This is a genomic window from Bacillus cereus (assembly GCF_002564555.1).
GTDB lineage: Bacteria > Bacillota > Bacilli > Bacillales > Bacillaceae_G > Bacillus_A > Bacillus_A cereus_K.
On record NZ_NUVD01000005.1, the window covers coordinates 67,001 to 83,591 of the forward strand.

Here is a 16,591-nt window from a genome sequence, read left to right on the forward strand (position 1 = left end):
GGAGTATTTCATTCCTATTTAAACGAAACGCTCCCTCTCCTTATAACATCCACTAAAATTCAATCATTTATAAAAAACCTTTCATCACTACTTTTTCACCCTTGGTCTTCCTTTTCCTTTACCTGTCGCCTTCACTTTAGCCTTTTTAACTGGTTGCGAATTCATTTGCTCTGTCATCCAGCCTTTATAGTCCTTTAATTCTGGTGATCTATCCCACATTACACTTGTTGGAATATCTTTAAAGCAAAGAGAAACATATTCTTTCGCAAGGTCTAATTTTTCTTGCTTTAGTAGTTCACTTAAGTATGAGCGGACTCCAAAGTCTTCGGCATTGTAACGGGCCCACAAACAAGCAATCTCGTGAAGTACTTCTTCTTTTTGATTTTCTCGCAAAAATGTAATGAATTTATCAGAGAGTTGCTTTCGTTTTTCGAATGAACTATCTAATAGCACCAATTCTTTCATCCAATTTAACATTTGGACTTCTTCTACATTCGAATATCCCATTAACAAGAAATCATTCAACTCTTTTTCTAGAGCTGTAATAAACTTCTCTTCAATATATTCTGTAGTATCTGTAATCACTTTTTCATCATTAACCATAATTACTGATTCATGACGAATGTCATAATCCCCTCTGTATGACAACCAATTAAATGAGCCTAGTAAATGATACTTACTATCTACAACAATTTCCTTGTTGTGCTGATTACCAAACCACCTTACAAATACTGCCTGGGTACCATCAGCATGCTTAATCCCACTTAATTGTTCCAGAAGTTCTACGCTTGGAAGGCGGTCTTCATTGTTTCTGTTCTTCGCAATTCCCCATGAAATGTATAGCGTCTTATTTTGCTTTGCAAATTTTTGCAATCGCTCTAGCATTTCACGATCAACAACGTGGTTTGAAATCCATGGCGAGACCATCAACATTTTCCTTTTTGTTTCTGTAAAGGAATTAAGAAACTTATCCCTAATGTCCTTTCCACGTAAAATATGTAAAACTTTCTTTTTCCCTTTTTTATTTGTTGTTTTCCATGTGTTTCTCAAATATTCATAGCGCTCAGGGAAGTTTTGAATAATCGCTTCATTATACTGAGCTTTCCATTGTTCACTCTCGTACTTATGAATTTCTTCTTCAAAACGTTCATCCCATCTTCCTAAAGCACCATTCCACACCCTTGTATATACTTTATCGTCTAACATATCGTATAACTGATACTCTATACATTTCGCGTATTTTTCTTCTTTCAATTCAACTGGCCCTATTTTTGAAATGATTTTTTCGTTTCCACCTATTTCAAAGTCAGTACCACTTTGCTTAATAAATTGACGCAATAATGCTTCCTCTAATACTTTACCCTCTAAACTTTCATTTTCCGGTCCATATCGATATGTATCAATATCCCAATCCTTGTTAACTAGTAAATTCGTTTTTTCCCTTAGTACAACTTCCTTATTAAAGGCACTATACATAAACAGGAAATCTTCTTGAATCGGTTTACTTAGTATCATACCTGCATTATATTGTTCTATTCCTCTTTGAGTTAAACCATATGCCCCTTGTTGTTCTTCGATAGCACCGGTATCTTTCATTTCGCTTACAATATCATAGATAAATAAACTATCCACATGTAAAAACTCACTTAGTTGTTCCATACTAGTAATTTCCATGTTCAACATCGTATGCATAATCATCTTTTTTAAAATATCAATCTTCATCTTTGTAGCTGTCGTAAGTTTGATATTATGTAAATAGAGAGGGATCTTCCATTCTTGTGATCCTAAAATTTGTAAATATTCTTTATCTTGAATTGCTTGTTGTAACATTCTTTCTTGAAATTCATTTTCAGAATAGTTGTCCCACAATTTCCATAACAAAATTATCAAGTCCTTTCCTACTTCACATAGCCTTTATGATCTCGCATACCATTTTTATCAAGTACAACCTCTTTTACTTTCATATACATTTTTTTACTCTCTATGCGCTTCGCCTTTTGTGTGAACATCTTAGAACTCCCTGTAATAACTAGAAGCTCTTTTGCACGTGATAAAGCTACATTTAAACGACGATAGTCATTTGAAAATCCAATGTCTTCATTTCTTTTATTATGATTTCGAACGAAACTTGCGATTATAACATCACTTTCCATCCCTTGGAATCTATCTACTGTTCCTATTCTAAATCTTAAATGTGTTAAGTCCTTACGGTGATCATCTACGATATGTTTTAACTTTCGAACTTGTTCGCCATAGAAACTAATAATCCCAATTTTCTTCTGCTCGTTTTCGTTAATACGTCCTTCCCTTTTCCCTTTCTCAACCGCCTCGTTTATATCCCTTAATAATTCTAAAATGATTTTTATTTCTGCTTCATTATAACGACTAGTCATTCCTGCTTCTGTCTGTTCAAAGAATTCTTCTTCATGCGGAATATCGAACCACATAATATGCTGTCCTCGTTTAATATATTCTCCCTCTAACTGATGGTCACGCTGCACATCTGAATTCTCTAATCCACAACTTAAACCGTAACTAGTCTTACCATCCTTCCCTTCATAAAACTGGGTGATGGTTTCCATAATGTCTTTATGCATACGATACTGAATTCGTAAAGTCGTTTTATACTCATCAGGAAGATAATTAAATAATCGTTCAAATAAAGACTCTTTTAAGTACGCCTTTACCTCTTCTTGTTTCACTGCATCCGGGATTTTTTCTACTACTTCTTCTAATGTTTCTTCACCTATTAAAGGAGGCAATTGATGGTGATCCCCAACAAGAATAATTTTCTTTCCCTTTAACATTGGTAATAATAATTCAGGTGGTGTCGCTTTAGAAACTTCATCGATTATAACTACATCAAAATCCGGATACTCATCCATAAAACTCTTGCTTGCAGATTGTACACAAGTGATTCCGATTACATTTGCATACTTTATATAAAGGTTCTTTATTGCCTTTAAATCATAATCCTTTGCACTACTTAGCATGTTCACCCATTCTTTTTTAACAATCAAATGATTATTTAACTTACTTATTTCATCATTGAACATTTGAATCGTGCCTTCTATCCTCTTCTTGTTTCTCGCTATAGCACGTTTTTCTTTTTCCACATCAATCTCACGGAAGGGTTCGAAAATTAGGTTTTGCTTTTGTAATTCTTCATTTACCTCCTTCGTACACGATGTGATCTCTGCGATTGAACTTTGACTTTTCGTAAGACTTTCTTCTATTTCTAATAGTTCCGCTTCGTTATGTTGGCATTCGATGTTTTTTGTCTGTACAGTTTCCATATATTTTTGTTTAAATTCTATTTCACTGCCTAACTGTTTAAGTTTCTTCTCTTTTCTACTCAGTAACTTCCTTATATCCGATACTGTTTTATTTTCTTCTACAACAATATTCTTATTTCTCATGTTAGTTAATAACTGCTCTACTTGCTGTAACTCTTCTTCAATGATTATTAAGTTAGATTGTAGATCATGAACCCCGTTCAAGAATTTCATTTCTTTCTGTCTATAATGCTCAATTAATTCGTTTTGGAATTCCTTAATAAAGATTGGAAGCTGATGTTTGAAATCACTTAAGTCACGTAACTGTTTTTCTTGCTCTTTCACTTCCACAGAAAGAAACTTTCTTATCGTAATTGCTTCGTGATACTCCGCAATTAGCTCCTCTATTTTTTCTGGGCGCCTTCCCTTTATTTTGGAAAGAATAGTTTCTACTATATTGGGTTTATTAAAAGACAACACACTACTAGCTACCCGAGAAATTTTCGCTCCTACATTTTCAGGAGTGAGTACATACTTGGAATCTTGAACGATACTTCTAGCTAAATCGATGTCGTAATTATATTTTGCTAGAATTTCCTCTTGTTTACCTATAATAGAACTGACTTGTTTCTCAAATTCCTTACATTTTTTTATAGCAATCTCTATACTCTCTTTACGAAATACGCTATCTTTCCCTATGCTTATATAATGGTCTATTTTCTGTTGCAATTGTAAAATTGTCTCTGAATTTAAGTCTGTCCTTCCATTAATAAAATCACATAATTGCGCGTACTCCATGTAGTTCGCTTCAGAAACAAATCGCTTCACTTCCAAATACTCTGCTTGCAATGTGCTTAATCGTGCTTCTAACATTTCATTTTTTACCGAAATCTGTTCAAATAGTTCCTTCTTCTCAACAAAAGTAATTTGTTCCTTTAAATTTTCAATTTCCTTATTTATCTTCCCTGTCACATCTTGCCACACATTTCGTTCAAACCAATTCTCAAGCGTCGCTGTAATTCGCTTTATTTCTTTCCGATCCTTTGTTAGCTTTTCTTCTATGACCTCTTTTCTTCCCTCTAATTTTTCTTGGGTCGATTGATAAGAATCCATTTGAACATTATATCGAGACAGTTCTTCTTCTAACCGCTGAATACATTCTTCTATAGATGGCTTCTGTTTAATGAACTCTAATCTCTCTTCATTTAACTTAATATCTTTATTACTCAACTTAATTGATTCTTTAACCTCATGTACCTTTTTATTTATTTCAATAATATCTTGTTCTACATTATCCTTTGTTTGCGCCTTCCAAGTCTCGGCAATATTCTCTTCGATATATTTTTTCCCTTCTTCTTCAATCGTTTGCGTTCGTCCCTTTCTAAGAATACGAACTTTAGGATGATCCAACAATTTACTTAATGCATTATCAACCGCAAGATTTGATTGTGAAGCAATAAGTGTTTTCAATCCTCTTTCAGCATTCTGATAACAAATTTCTGCTATTACTGTTGTTTTCCCGGTACCCGGTGGACCTTGAATTAAATAAATATCTTCAGCAGCTAATGCACCTTTCACAGCCTCAATTTGATATTTATTTAAATTCTCTTGGATTGCTTCTGTGAATTCAAAATGATGTACATTCCCCGTTGTCCCCTTTGCAGAATCCTCGCCAAACAACAGATTTTCTAAATTCGGATTTTTTGCTAAACCATTTTGCAAATCCCTAAATCCTTTTCTTAAGCGCCTCGCTTGTGCTAATTCACCATAATTACTAATATGCACTTTTCCATATGAAACGGGAGACCATTTATTTTGTCGCGCATATTCAACATAATCCTCGTCTAGTTCAATTTCTACTAAATCCTTTTCAAAAATAAAGCGTCTTACTCTTCCAACAGTCTCTTCTGTTTCTTCTGCACTATCTTCTCCAAAAATAAACTTCGCTGTTGCACTTCTTAATTTTTTATCACCGACTTTTTCTCTTAAGTCCGGACAATGTATTACCAGTTCCCTTAAATTCTCAGTTAACTTTGCTGAATTAAAGTCCATTAGTACTTCTTCTTTCTCAGCTCGGTTTACGATCATATCTAAGTAAATTTCCCAGCTTTCTAAACGTCTTTTTACAAGCATAGATCGCTCTCTAGCGACTGGTAATAATTTTATTCCCTCAATAATTCCATCGGGTAATGATTGTCTACTTCTACTAGATTCGTTTACAAAAAAACGAAATTGTGCAGTAAGTCTTCTATTGCTCGCTTGCCCAACTCCCCTATGTAACAGTTTGGCAGCTATAATTAACAATCCATCTTCTTTTATTACCCCATAAAAATTTAATGCTTCATCCTTCGAAGGCGCTTTCAAATCTGGGTTTTTAGAAGTGTCAAAATTAAGATTTATATACATCTCCTCTTCAGCTTCTTCACTAACTTTTCCACTAGCTTTTTCAAGATGAACCAAAAATGTATCTTGAGATGCAAGCAACGTTTTTGCTATTCCTTTTTTTATATCAAAAGGTATTTCTTTATGCTTATAACCAAGCAGTTTAGCAATATCATTCAAAGCGTTGGTTGTAAAGTTTATATAACAAGGATGTACTGTGTTTTCATCTACTTTATTTGTAACCAGTTGATTCATATTAATAATCTCTCCCCCTACTTTCTAAAATGAATTCTATTATATTTTTATATATCATAAAAACAATTTTCGTTACCTTCACAAATAGATCTAAATCTCTGTTATAGAGGAACAACATGCACACAAAAAGCTTGTATCAAAAATCCAGTTCTAGAAATTATGTTGATACAAGCCCTAGCTACGTTGCTTCAATTTATTATTACTCTATACAATATTATAAGGCATTCTCTCTTTCACTAAAATAAAAAAATTGGAAAACCCTTACTTTTATCATCAATTAATCGTTAAGGTAATTCTAGAATCACCTTGAACCTCAATATTAACTGTACTTACATTATGCAAACTCTCTAACTTCTCTGATGGTACTATACAATGTGTATTTTCAATATACTCTTCTTGATAAGAATGTATCGAAATACTACTAGTAGGCTTAGGAAACATTAAATCTACAGCACACTTTTCTTCTCCATATAACTTTCCAGCATCAACATACGTATCCTCCCAACAATATACTGTTTCTGTGCCTGATACATATGCAGCAATACATCTCCCCTTGAAGAAAACTCCTCCTAAAATACAATCCGCCCTTTCAACAAAGTACCCATGTTCATCTTCCATCGCTATACAAATATCACTTCCATATAACCATTCAGCAACTTCTTCAACCTTCCACGCTTTCGGAAAAACAACGGATGCTACAACCATACGACTACCAAAACATATAACCTTTACATAAAACCCGTTGATACCAATTAAGTAAGCATGATCTGCGTTCAATTCTCTATAAGACTCTATGATGCAATACTCATAATAGTCTTCTGAAATTAACAAACGTTTTATAATTTCACGATTCTCTATTTTATTAAAGTCCTTTTCCATACAAGATACCCCCAACTTTTCGTTATCAAATATGATTACACTCGTTATTTTATATGATAACAAATTTCGTGTCCATACCTTTATTTTTTCTAGCGCGTAAAATCCATTTCCATTCAACTAAAAAAGGGTCTATAAACAAATGTTTATAGACCCTTTTTTCAAAAATTCATTATTTTTTTGTACTATAAGTTTAACTTTTTTTATACAAATAGAATCACTGCCCTCAGTATTCAACAAAAAACTATTAAATTAGCACACCAATATACTTTTACTATACTCTAACGATATTAAATTTATTTTCCCTATATATCCTACATTCTTATTCAGTAACAAAATTGAATTATATTCCTACTTTATTAAACGAAAGCTAAATTTTTATATTTTCCCTCTCTCTCTTTTTATATTTTATATTCTCTATTCCATATCTGTCTGTGTCATCTCAGTTCATATAAGGGTTTTATTATTAGGGAGATTAGAATACGATAATAATCGTATTCTAACCCCTTATAGCTTCTAGTCCTTTTCGCTTGCAACTATGTACTCTAACGAATAAAGAACTCTCTTTCGCTTCAATCATTAACTCTAACTCCAGAGTATCCTGCTGGATATATAAAATTCCCACTCCCTCGGAATTTTCCCGCAAACGACTTCCTGTCATCATGGAATCTAATCCATATCGATTTAATCGATAGAGACTATCCAATAGCCCAAGCTTCGTTCGCTTAGAAAGCGCGCCACTTAGCAATTTTACAAAATCCTTACCAAACACCAGATTCGGATATTCTGTAATAACAACATAATTCATTCGAAATTCCCCCTATATGTACTTTTCAATGATCGACAGAAACAATTTATTTTTTATTCAACTTAACATTAGTAAAAATGCATATGAATTACTTACTTTTCGGTTTAATTTGGATTTCCAAATCTAGTACGTTTAATACTTTAAGTAATGTATCAATATTATAATTCTCTCCAGAAGTAATACGGGCTATTTGCGGAAAGCTCATACCCTCAATCTTATCTGCCGCCTTTCGTAATGATAGACGCTTATTATGCATCCCTTCACGCACTGCTTCTGAAATGACTTGTTTAGGGACAGTTATATAATAGTACTCATCTGGAATTTCAATAATTTCTGATACATCATATTTTTCATTAGTCAACGATCTACTCACCTCCAAGATTCGTTATCATATAACATAACATCAGGATTCAATCCTCGTCAACCACTCATTCTAATATCCCCTACATGTAAAATGATATCATTCATATTTTTTTGCTTGATCCAATTCACGCCCCTTACAAAGAAAGAACAAAAAGCACCAGGTCCCCCCGATGCTTCCTCCTCTAAAACAAATGACAAGCCACTTCATGCCCCTTCGCAATCTCCACCATCTTCGGTACTTCCTGCGCGCATTTTTCAGTGGCGAATTTGCAGCGCGTTCTGAATTTGCAGCCGGATGGTGAGTTTAGCGGGCTTGGTACTTCACCTTGCAGAATAATCCGTTCTTTGCCTGTGTTTGTGGGATCTGGTTCTGGCATGGATGAGAGTAGTGCTTGTGTGTATGGATGTGCCGGTTTTGTGTATAGGTCTTCACTGTCGGCGATTTCTACTATGTTTCCTAGGTACATGACTCCGATTCGATCTGATATGTGCCTTACCATTGATAGGTCATGTGCGATGAATAAGTATGTGACTCCTGTTTCTTCTTGGATGTCTTGCAGCATGTTTACGACTTGTGCTTGGACTGAGACATCGAGTGCTGAGATTGGTTCGTCACATAGGATGAAGTCTGGCTTTACAGATAGTGCACGCGCGATGCTGATGCGCTGGCGTTGACCTCCGCTAAATTCGTGCGGGTAGCGATATAGGTGTTCTTCTTTTAGTCCTACTTTTTTGAGAAGGTCTAGAATCATTTCTTTTCTTTCTTCCGCTGTGTAAGAGCTGTGAATGTTCATCGGTTCGCTAATAATTTGGAATACGTTCATTGCCGGGTTTAATGATGCGTATGGATCTTGGAAAATGATTTGCATTCGTTTTCGATATTCTTTTAGTTCACTTTCTTTTAAATTCGCGATATCTTGTCCGTCGAATAAAACGTTCCCTGAAGTGACGTCGTGTAAACGAATGATACTTCTTCCTGTCGTCGATTTTCCGCAGCCTGATTCTCCTACTAATCCGAATGTTTCACCCTTTTTAATTGTGAAGCTAAGGTCGTCTACTGCTTTTAATTGCTCTGTTTTTCTGCCGAATAGTCCTTTTTTAATAGGAAAATACTTTTTTAAGTTCCGAACTTCAATTAAGTTTTCTTCATTCATGGGAATCACCTACCGCCCTATCATTTAGCCAGCACATAGAGCGTCTTTCGTTTCCAATTTCAAAATATGGCGGACGTTCTTTTTCACAAATGTCCATTTTATGTGGACAACGCTCTGCGAATGGGCAACCTTTCGGCGGATGTAGTAAGTTTGGTGTTACACCTTGAATTGGCGCGAGTCTTTCTTTTACGCCATTCGATATTTTTGGCAGAGAGTTTAATAGACCTTTCGTATATGGATGATTCGGCGATTGGAAAATATCAAGTACAGGCCCTTCTTCCATAATAAGCCCGCCGTACATTACGATAACTCGTGTACAGTTTTGCGCAACAATTCCTAAGTCATGCGTAATAAGAAGTAACGACATATTCGTTTCGTTTTTCAAGTTTTTCATTAAATCTAGTATTTGCGCTTGTATCGTTACATCAAGCGCTGTCGTCGGTTCGTCCGCAATGAGAAGGTCTGGATTACAAGACATTGCCATCGCAATCATAACCCGCTGCTTCATACCGCCACTTAGTTCATGCGGATATTGTTTCACCCTTTCTTCTGGTGAAGAAAGACCGACTTGTTTTAACAAATTGACCGCGATATGCTCTGCTTCTTTCTTTTTCACTTTTTGATGCCGTATGATTACTTCCGTCATTTGCTTTCCAATTTTCACGACTGGATTTAACGCTGACATTGGATCTTGAGAGATAAGTGAAATTTGATTTCCTCTCATAGAACGCAATTCTTTTTCAGATTTCGAAAGGATGTTTTCATTATGAAACAGGATTTCTCCTTCTTTCACTTTCCCTGGTGACGTAACGAGAGCCATAACTGATTTCGCCATCACACTCTTTCCGCTTCCAGACTCCCCAACGATACCAACTACTTCTCCTTTATTTAAACGAAATGAAACACCGCGAACCGCTTCAACTTCGCCACTTTCTATGAAAAAAGAAGTCTTTAAGTTTTTCACTTCTAATAGTTTTTCAGACACGCTTCTCACTCCCTTCACTTAGCACTTTAGTTTTCATGCCCTGCTCCTTTTGGTGCGAAAGCTTTCTTCAGCGCTTCACCAATTACGTTAAAACTTAATACCGTTAATAGGATAAGGAATCCTGGGAAGAGTGTTAAATACCAAGCTTCACCTATGTATCCTTGCGCATTATTTAACATGCTACCCCACGAAGAATCTGGCTCTCTAATACCTAACCCTAAGAAGCTAAGTGATGATTCCATTAAAATCGATGTCGCAATTGTTAATGTCGCTGCGATAATAATGGTTGATAAAATGTTCGGAATGATATGTCTTACAATGATCATAAATGACTTTTGCCCTGACACTTTTGCGTATAAAACGTACTCACGCTCTTTTACAGATAACGTTTCTGCCCTTACGATACGCGCGGTATCCATCCACGTTAGTAATCCGATAATAAGAACAAGCGTTGTAATTCCTGGTTTTAAATATGCATTTAATAGTAGCATTAAAAAGAATGATGGAATTGACATAAGTACTTCCACAACTCGCATTAAAAGATTGTCTAACTTTCCGCCAAAATATCCACTAATTGTTCCGACTGCGGTACCGATTGTAATAGAAACAATCATCGCGAGAAAGCCAACTGCAAGCGAAACTCTTCCGCCATATAATGCTCTCGTTAAGTAATCTCGTCCATAATCATCTGTTCCGAACGGATGACTCATACTCGGTTCTTGTAAGCGATCTGGAATCGACATTTTACTAGGATCGTACGGTGATATGAATGCAAAAATCGATGCAATCGTTAAAACCGCAAGTATGATAACCCCCATTGCAACAAACTTATTTTTCGTAAAACTATTTTTTATCGTTTGAAATCTCCTATTGTTCATTCCAAATCACCCCCTCATTCGAATGCGCGGATCTACTACGCCATATAAAATATCAGCAATTAAGTTACCGAGAATTAACATGAACGATGATAGTAATGTAATTGCCATAATAATTGGATAATCAAATCTAAAAATAGCATTTACCCCGAGCGATCCGAGTCCTGGCCATGAGAATACTGTTTCCGTAATAAACGCTCCGCCTACTAAACTTGGAATAGACAATCCGAAAATTGTAATGATCGGAATTAATACATTTCGAAGTACGTGATTAAATAAAACCGATTTCTTTGAAGCGCCGTACGCATATTGAATTTGCACGTAATCTTCTTCTAATTGCTGAATTGTGCTTGAACGAATGTATCTCATATAAACAGAGACGTTTTGGAACGCTAACACCATGCAAGGTAAAATACCGTGCTGGACAATATCCCAAAAAGAATCTTGACCGACTGTGCGCATACCCATACTCGGAAGCCAGTTCAGTTTTAAAGAGAATAAGTAGATTAATAGTAACGCGAACCAAAAGACTGGCATTGAGATTCCCACATAGGAGATAAAGTTCACGATGCGATCAAAGAACGAGTTCTTTTTCACACCTGTAAATAGTCCAAGCGGGATTGCGATTACAAATGATACAAGTAAAGATGATCCCATTAACCCGATTGTTGCCGGTAATCTTTCTGTGATAAGTTCTAAAACAGGACGATGATTTTGAAGTGAGTAACCAAAGTTCCCTGTTAAAATATTTTTTAACCATAAAATATATTGCACGTAAATCGGTTGATCTAGTCCTAAACTTTTGCGAATACGCTCGACATCAATCGGGCTCATATTCGGCGTTACAAAGTTTCGAACGGGATCGCCCGGTGCTAGCTTTATTAATAGAAAAGAAATAATAGAAATAACAAATAAAAGCGGAATTGCATTTAAAAGCCTCTTTGCAATTACTTTATACACAGCCTTCCCCCCTCACTGATTATTAGCCCGACTCCCACCTAACTCCCTCGCATTCGCCGAGTTTTGAGGCGAGAATCTTACTGCCCGTTAATACGGGATAAAGAAGCTGATTTCCACCAGCTTCTTTATAGTTTCTTATTTCACTTCATAAATTTTCGATAGATCTTCAAACATTGTGACAGGAATTGCTTTTGCTTCTTTTAATCCATCAAACTTTTTATCTACTGCAATAACTGCTTTCGGATATGCGATTGGTAGATAAGGTACGTCTTCTCTCGCCGTATCTTGGATTTTATGGTATAACTCTGCGCGTTTTGTTTTATCTGTTTCAACTGCAGCTTCTTCCCATAACTTATCGAAATCAGCATTTTTATAACGTGCATAATTGTACTCGGCATTACTTAAGAATAAGCTCTTATATGAATCTGGCTCAGGTCCCATAATGTAACCACCGAATGTAATGTCATAGTCTTTATTCTCTTTATCTAATCCTTTTTCACTTGCCGCACTAGCATCTAATGCGTTTAGTTCAACTTGTAAGCCAACTTCTTGTAATTTCTGTTGTGTATATAGCGCTAAACTTTCCATAATTTTATTATTCGTTACATACATAACGCGTACTTTTTCTTTATCTTTCACACCAGCTTTTGCTAATAAATCTTTCGCTGCTTTTTGATCATACTTATACTCTTTTATATCTTTCGCATAATACATAGCGTCTGGTGTTAAGATTGAATTTGCCGGTTCTGCAAATTCACTAGAAACGAATGCTGAGTTAATCATTTCTTTCTTATCTAACGCATGCGCAATTGCTTGACGCACTTCTTTTTTCTTCATAAGGTCTGTATTCATGTTATAAGATAAGTAGAATAATCTACCTTCAGGGAATTTCACCATCGAGAAGTTCCCTGTGCTATCTAATTTCTTATAATCTTGCGGTTCGATCATCTTCATATTAATTTGACCGTTTTGCAGTGAAACATTTGCTGTATTACGGTCTTTTACAACGCGGTACACGATAGAATCTAATTTCGCTTTCCCAGCGAAATAATCATCGAATCGCTCTAACGCAACATATTCATCTGATTTGAATTCTTTTAATTTAAATGGACCTGATCCTACAGGCTGTAGGTTTTTCTTACTCTTCACTAAATCTGCTTCACCTTCAAATACATGTTTCGGAATTGGGAAGAAATCGTTCATAACCCCTTCGAAAGATGCACTAACTTGTGGTAAAACGAATTGCGTTGTTAACTCGTCTACTTTTTTCACCTCAAGCGGTTTGCCTTTAAAAATAAAGTTCTCACGACTTGAGCTATTTTGCTTCTCATCTAAAATAGATTGGAATGTAAATACAATATCGTCTGATGTAATCTTCTTACCATCATGCCACTTCAAATTATCTTTCAACTTCAACGTCCATGTTAATTGATCTTCTGAAGGCGTAAAGCTCTCAGCAAGAACAAACTTTTTCTTACCGTCTTCCATATGATACAGCGGTGCATATAAAGCTTGCTGCACAGTTAATGACACACGATCATTCGCATAAAGCGGATTCATCGTATCAGGATTATCGCTAACGCCAATCGTTAACGTCCCTCCATCTTTCGGAGTCCCTGACGTACTAGTTCCTGCTTGCTTCGAAGAATCTTTTCCCCCAGAACAAGCTGCTAATGCAATAAATAATATTAGGACAATTGGTAATGCAAACAACTTCTTTTTCATATTTCGACCCCTCTCGACTATTTACACCTATAAGAAAACTCGGAATTAATACCAAGTTTTCTTATAGGTTTTAAAATACCACTACCTGTATGTATTGTCAAACTTTTTCGCAAAGATAGAAAGTTTGAAATCTACCAATGAATTCTTGCGATAAAATATATTTATGCGGGGGATAAAATAAAAAGACCACCAAAAGGTAGCCTCGCAAAACGAGTTAAAAAACTAGCAGTCTACAGAAAATTTTTCTAAAATGGTTGTTATATATGATCGAAAATATAGAATGAGATTAAAGATAAAAAAACATTTTTAGGAGGTTATCATGACATTTGCTGAATTGAAAAAAAACAAACCAACAACCCCATGGATTGAGAATGATGAAGATGGGGAATTTTTCACTGAAGAAAATATAAGTGCAACAAATAAAGTGCTCGACACTTACATTAACAACTTAGAGCAATTGGGAGAGCACCCAACCGAAGTCGAAATCATGCAAGTCGTTAAAGACGTAGTTATTAAAATAAATGAATTAAATATCGAACATGACTATTTTATCGAAACAATGGAAAGAGAAGATCTCTATGAATTTATCGATACAGCAGCACGAATAGCTGGCTTAGAATCTGAAGAAGACATCACAGAAGAATGGCGAGAATGGTAAAAAAAGCTGCACCTCTAATTGTTAGAGGTGCAGCTTTTTGAATTGCGTTGTACATATAAGAATCACCACAACCCAATTAAATAAAGGGACGATTCTATTATATATATAATAGTAAAAACTAATTTACACCTTTTGAGACAACATCGCTTCTACCCTCTCCGATAAAAACTCTCCTGTCCATCCATCATCATCCGTAATCGATCTTCCGTCAACGTCAACTCTACATATCTATATTCACCTGAGTTTTGTTGTACTGAAAGAATATATGTATTATCTCCATTCTTTGGTTCAGAACTTATATAGAATTTATGCTGAGGGAGCCTGCCACCACCCGGTTGTCCTTCATCAATAATAATTTCACCGCTTCGCTCGCCTTCTTGCAAGATAATTGATATATTTGGTCCGCCACTTGTATTAATCCAGCTAGCTTCTATGTGTGAGAATGGTATTTTCGTATTTGTACGATTAGATTGTTCACGTTTATCACTTTGTCCTGTATACGTTTTTTTCTCATCAACAGGCTCATAGTAATTCATAAACTCTTCCTTCGTCATTCGTGTAAGTGAAAGGTCCTCTTCTTCATGCCCTAGCCTGATTAACTCAATCTCCTCGTCATCTATTACATTTACACGAACATTAAACGGTGTGAATGTTTCTAAGTCAGATTTCACTTCATAGATGCGTAAACTAATTTCTTTCTCATCAATATCTTGCTCTTTAAATAAGTATGTAACGTTTTCTTCACCGTTATAGAGCGTTATTTCGCCTTTTTTATCATCAATTACATGAATCCCGACATAACTTGGATCACTTTTATCTACCCAATAACCATCTATATCCGATAATGATGCGGTGCTTAGTTGTGTGTTGTCTTCTTCGCTATATTCGCTAGTTGCTACTTTATCATCCTCTGAGAAAAATGAATTTTTCATCATAAGTATCGCTGTTATTACAACGATCGCTCCCACAACGCTGAATAGAATAAAGTTCCCTTTCTTCCTATTATCCATTTGTTTTGGAGCTTGTTCATCCTCTTCCAGGCTACCTCCACATGAAACACAAAATCGTTCTTTTCCAGACCTTTCCTTACCACAATGTCCGCAAAAACGATTCCGTCCTTTCTTCGGATCCACACGTTTTAACACTTTATCTACCATACCTTGTCCTACTAATGTTCCATTAAATGCATTCAAAGCAGTTTCTTTTTGTTCTGGAGTCATGCTTCCCCACTGTGAAGAATCTTTAGTATCTGAAGTAACTTTTACATAATCATTTCCTTGCGCTTCTATATTTACAAGATTTGTATCTGGACCATGATACGATAAGTTATTCGTTACATCTCCGTCTGGTGCCGTTCTTACATATGATTGTACATGTTGTACGTTCGTTCCTTTAGTTATATGCGCATCTGAAGAATGTACAACTGTTTCCCCTGTAACAGCGTGCCCATCAACCATCCCTGGCTCTGCGACATAAGCATCTCCACCAACATGCATTTTTAAAAATGGCAAAATGAAAGAAATGATAATAAGAGGTACGCTTCCCATAATTCCAAGAGCTGCATAACTACTATAATTATGACCATACAACCAAATTAACGTTGTTCTTATACCAATAAAACCTAAACCCGAAACAATAATAGACTCGATTAATTTACTAGGTGAAGAATCATAGGCTAAAGAAGCACTAGTAGGATCAAAACTCATTCTGGCTAGTAAAATAGCCGCAATTCCATATACAAGCAATCCAGCTAAAAAAGGCCTCCAATTTTTTAGCACAAACTGAATTCTCATAAAAAAGAGAACGAGCATAACAATAAAAATAATTGGTGCTAAAAAAGGAAGGATTACCGATATGATGCCTAGTATAAGCATAAAAAATAGCATTTTCTTCAATAACTTAAATGATGTAATAATAAAAAATAAAAATAATCCCAAACCAAATAATCCTGGATGGATATACCCTAAAAATAGACTGATAGGAAATAATGTTATCGCTATTTTATGATGGTTGGTTTCTTTCTGACTTGCAATCCATTCCTCCATACTCTATATTCCTTTCCTATTGGTTCATAAACCGTTTTCATCCTTATCGATTATATAACTATTTTTATAATTTATATATATACATTTTGAGTTTCTGACTCTCTAAAATAAAAATCGAATACCGTACAACAAAATCCCCAAGAGTATCTTTTACTTTTTTCAAATACTTTATAGCTTCTTGAACAACGTTTACGATTTCCTTCTAATATAAAAACACAATCTTCATTCCA

At 35.4% G+C, this 16,591-nt stretch carries 12 protein-coding genes; 1 reads left to right on the top strand and 11 read right to left on the bottom strand.

Features of this window, described 5'->3' with window-relative positions; all coding sequences use genetic code 11:
* Nucleotides 1–87 precede the first annotated feature (87 nt).
* The 10 genes from COI75_RS01885 to COI75_RS01930 all read right to left on the bottom strand — a co-directional run bounded on the left by COI75_RS01885 (nt 88) and on the right by COI75_RS01930 (nt 13,658).
* Entirely contained in the window at nt 88–1,890 is a 1,803-nt protein-coding gene (locus COI75_RS01885) for a hypothetical protein (protein ID WP_098448205.1), read from the bottom strand.
* An 8-nt stretch (nt 1,891–1,898) separates the two neighbouring features.
* Nucleotides 1,899–5,912, bottom strand: a complete 4,014-nt coding sequence (locus COI75_RS01890) for an AAA domain-containing protein (RefSeq protein ID WP_098448206.1) — start codon at nt 5,910–5,912, stop codon at nt 1,899–1,901.
* A gap of 273 nt (nt 5,913–6,185) precedes the next feature.
* On the bottom strand, nt 6,186–6,791 hold the full coding sequence (locus COI75_RS01895) for a hypothetical protein (protein ID WP_000409756.1): 606 nt from the start codon (nt 6,789–6,791) through the stop codon (nt 6,186–6,188).
* A gap of 496 nt (nt 6,792–7,287) precedes the next feature.
* Complete coding sequence (locus COI75_RS01900) at nt 7,288–7,596, bottom strand: hypothetical protein (RefSeq protein WP_001110300.1); 309 nt, start codon at nt 7,594–7,596, stop codon at nt 7,288–7,290.
* A gap of 88 nt (nt 7,597–7,684) precedes the next feature.
* Entirely contained in the window at nt 7,685–7,957 is a 273-nt protein-coding gene (locus COI75_RS01905) for a hypothetical protein (RefSeq protein WP_000180578.1), read from the bottom strand.
* Between the two features lie 184 nt (nt 7,958–8,141).
* Nucleotides 8,142–9,113, bottom strand: coding sequence for an ABC transporter ATP-binding protein (locus tag COI75_RS01910; protein ID WP_001001496.1), 972 nt, complete (start codon nt 9,111–9,113; stop codon nt 8,142–8,144).
* Nucleotides 9,106–10,098 carry an ABC transporter ATP-binding protein gene (locus tag COI75_RS01915; protein ID WP_001291129.1) on the bottom strand — a complete coding sequence of 331 codons (993 nt, stop codon included), beginning with the start codon at nt 10,096–10,098 and terminating at the stop codon, nt 9,106–9,108. The genes COI75_RS01910 and COI75_RS01915 overlap by 8 nt, the downstream gene beginning before the upstream one ends.
* 26 nt (nt 10,099–10,124) lie before the next feature.
* Nucleotides 10,125–10,976 carry an ABC transporter permease gene (locus tag COI75_RS01920; protein WP_001065298.1) on the bottom strand — a complete coding sequence of 284 codons (852 nt, stop codon included), beginning with the start codon at nt 10,974–10,976 and terminating at the stop codon, nt 10,125–10,127.
* A 6-nt stretch (nt 10,977–10,982) separates the two neighbouring features.
* The gene (locus COI75_RS01925) at nt 10,983–11,933 is read right to left on the bottom strand and encodes an ABC transporter permease (RefSeq protein WP_000278792.1); all 951 of its coding nucleotides are present in this window, start codon (nt 11,931–11,933) and stop codon (nt 10,983–10,985) included.
* A gap of 135 nt (nt 11,934–12,068) precedes the next feature.
* Nucleotides 12,069–13,658 (bottom strand): ABC transporter substrate-binding protein, encoded by a 1,590-nt coding sequence (locus tag COI75_RS01930; protein WP_000727662.1) that lies wholly within the window; start codon nt 13,656–13,658, stop codon nt 12,069–12,071.
* 319 nt (nt 13,659–13,977) lie between these two features.
* On the opposite strand from COI75_RS01930, the gene COI75_RS01935 reads away from it, so the two are divergent.
* Complete coding sequence (locus COI75_RS01935; protein ID WP_000141635.1) at nt 13,978–14,316, top strand: hypothetical protein; 339 nt, start codon at nt 13,978–13,980, stop codon at nt 14,314–14,316.
* A 149-nt stretch (nt 14,317–14,465) separates the two neighbouring features.
* On the opposite strand, the gene COI75_RS01940 is transcribed toward COI75_RS01935, so the two are convergent.
* Nucleotides 14,466–16,361: a hypothetical protein gene (locus COI75_RS01940; RefSeq protein ID WP_098448207.1), complete on the bottom strand. Its 1,896-nt coding sequence runs from the start codon at nt 16,359–16,361 to the stop codon at nt 14,466–14,468.
* Between the last annotated feature and the right edge of the window lie 230 nt (nt 16,362–16,591).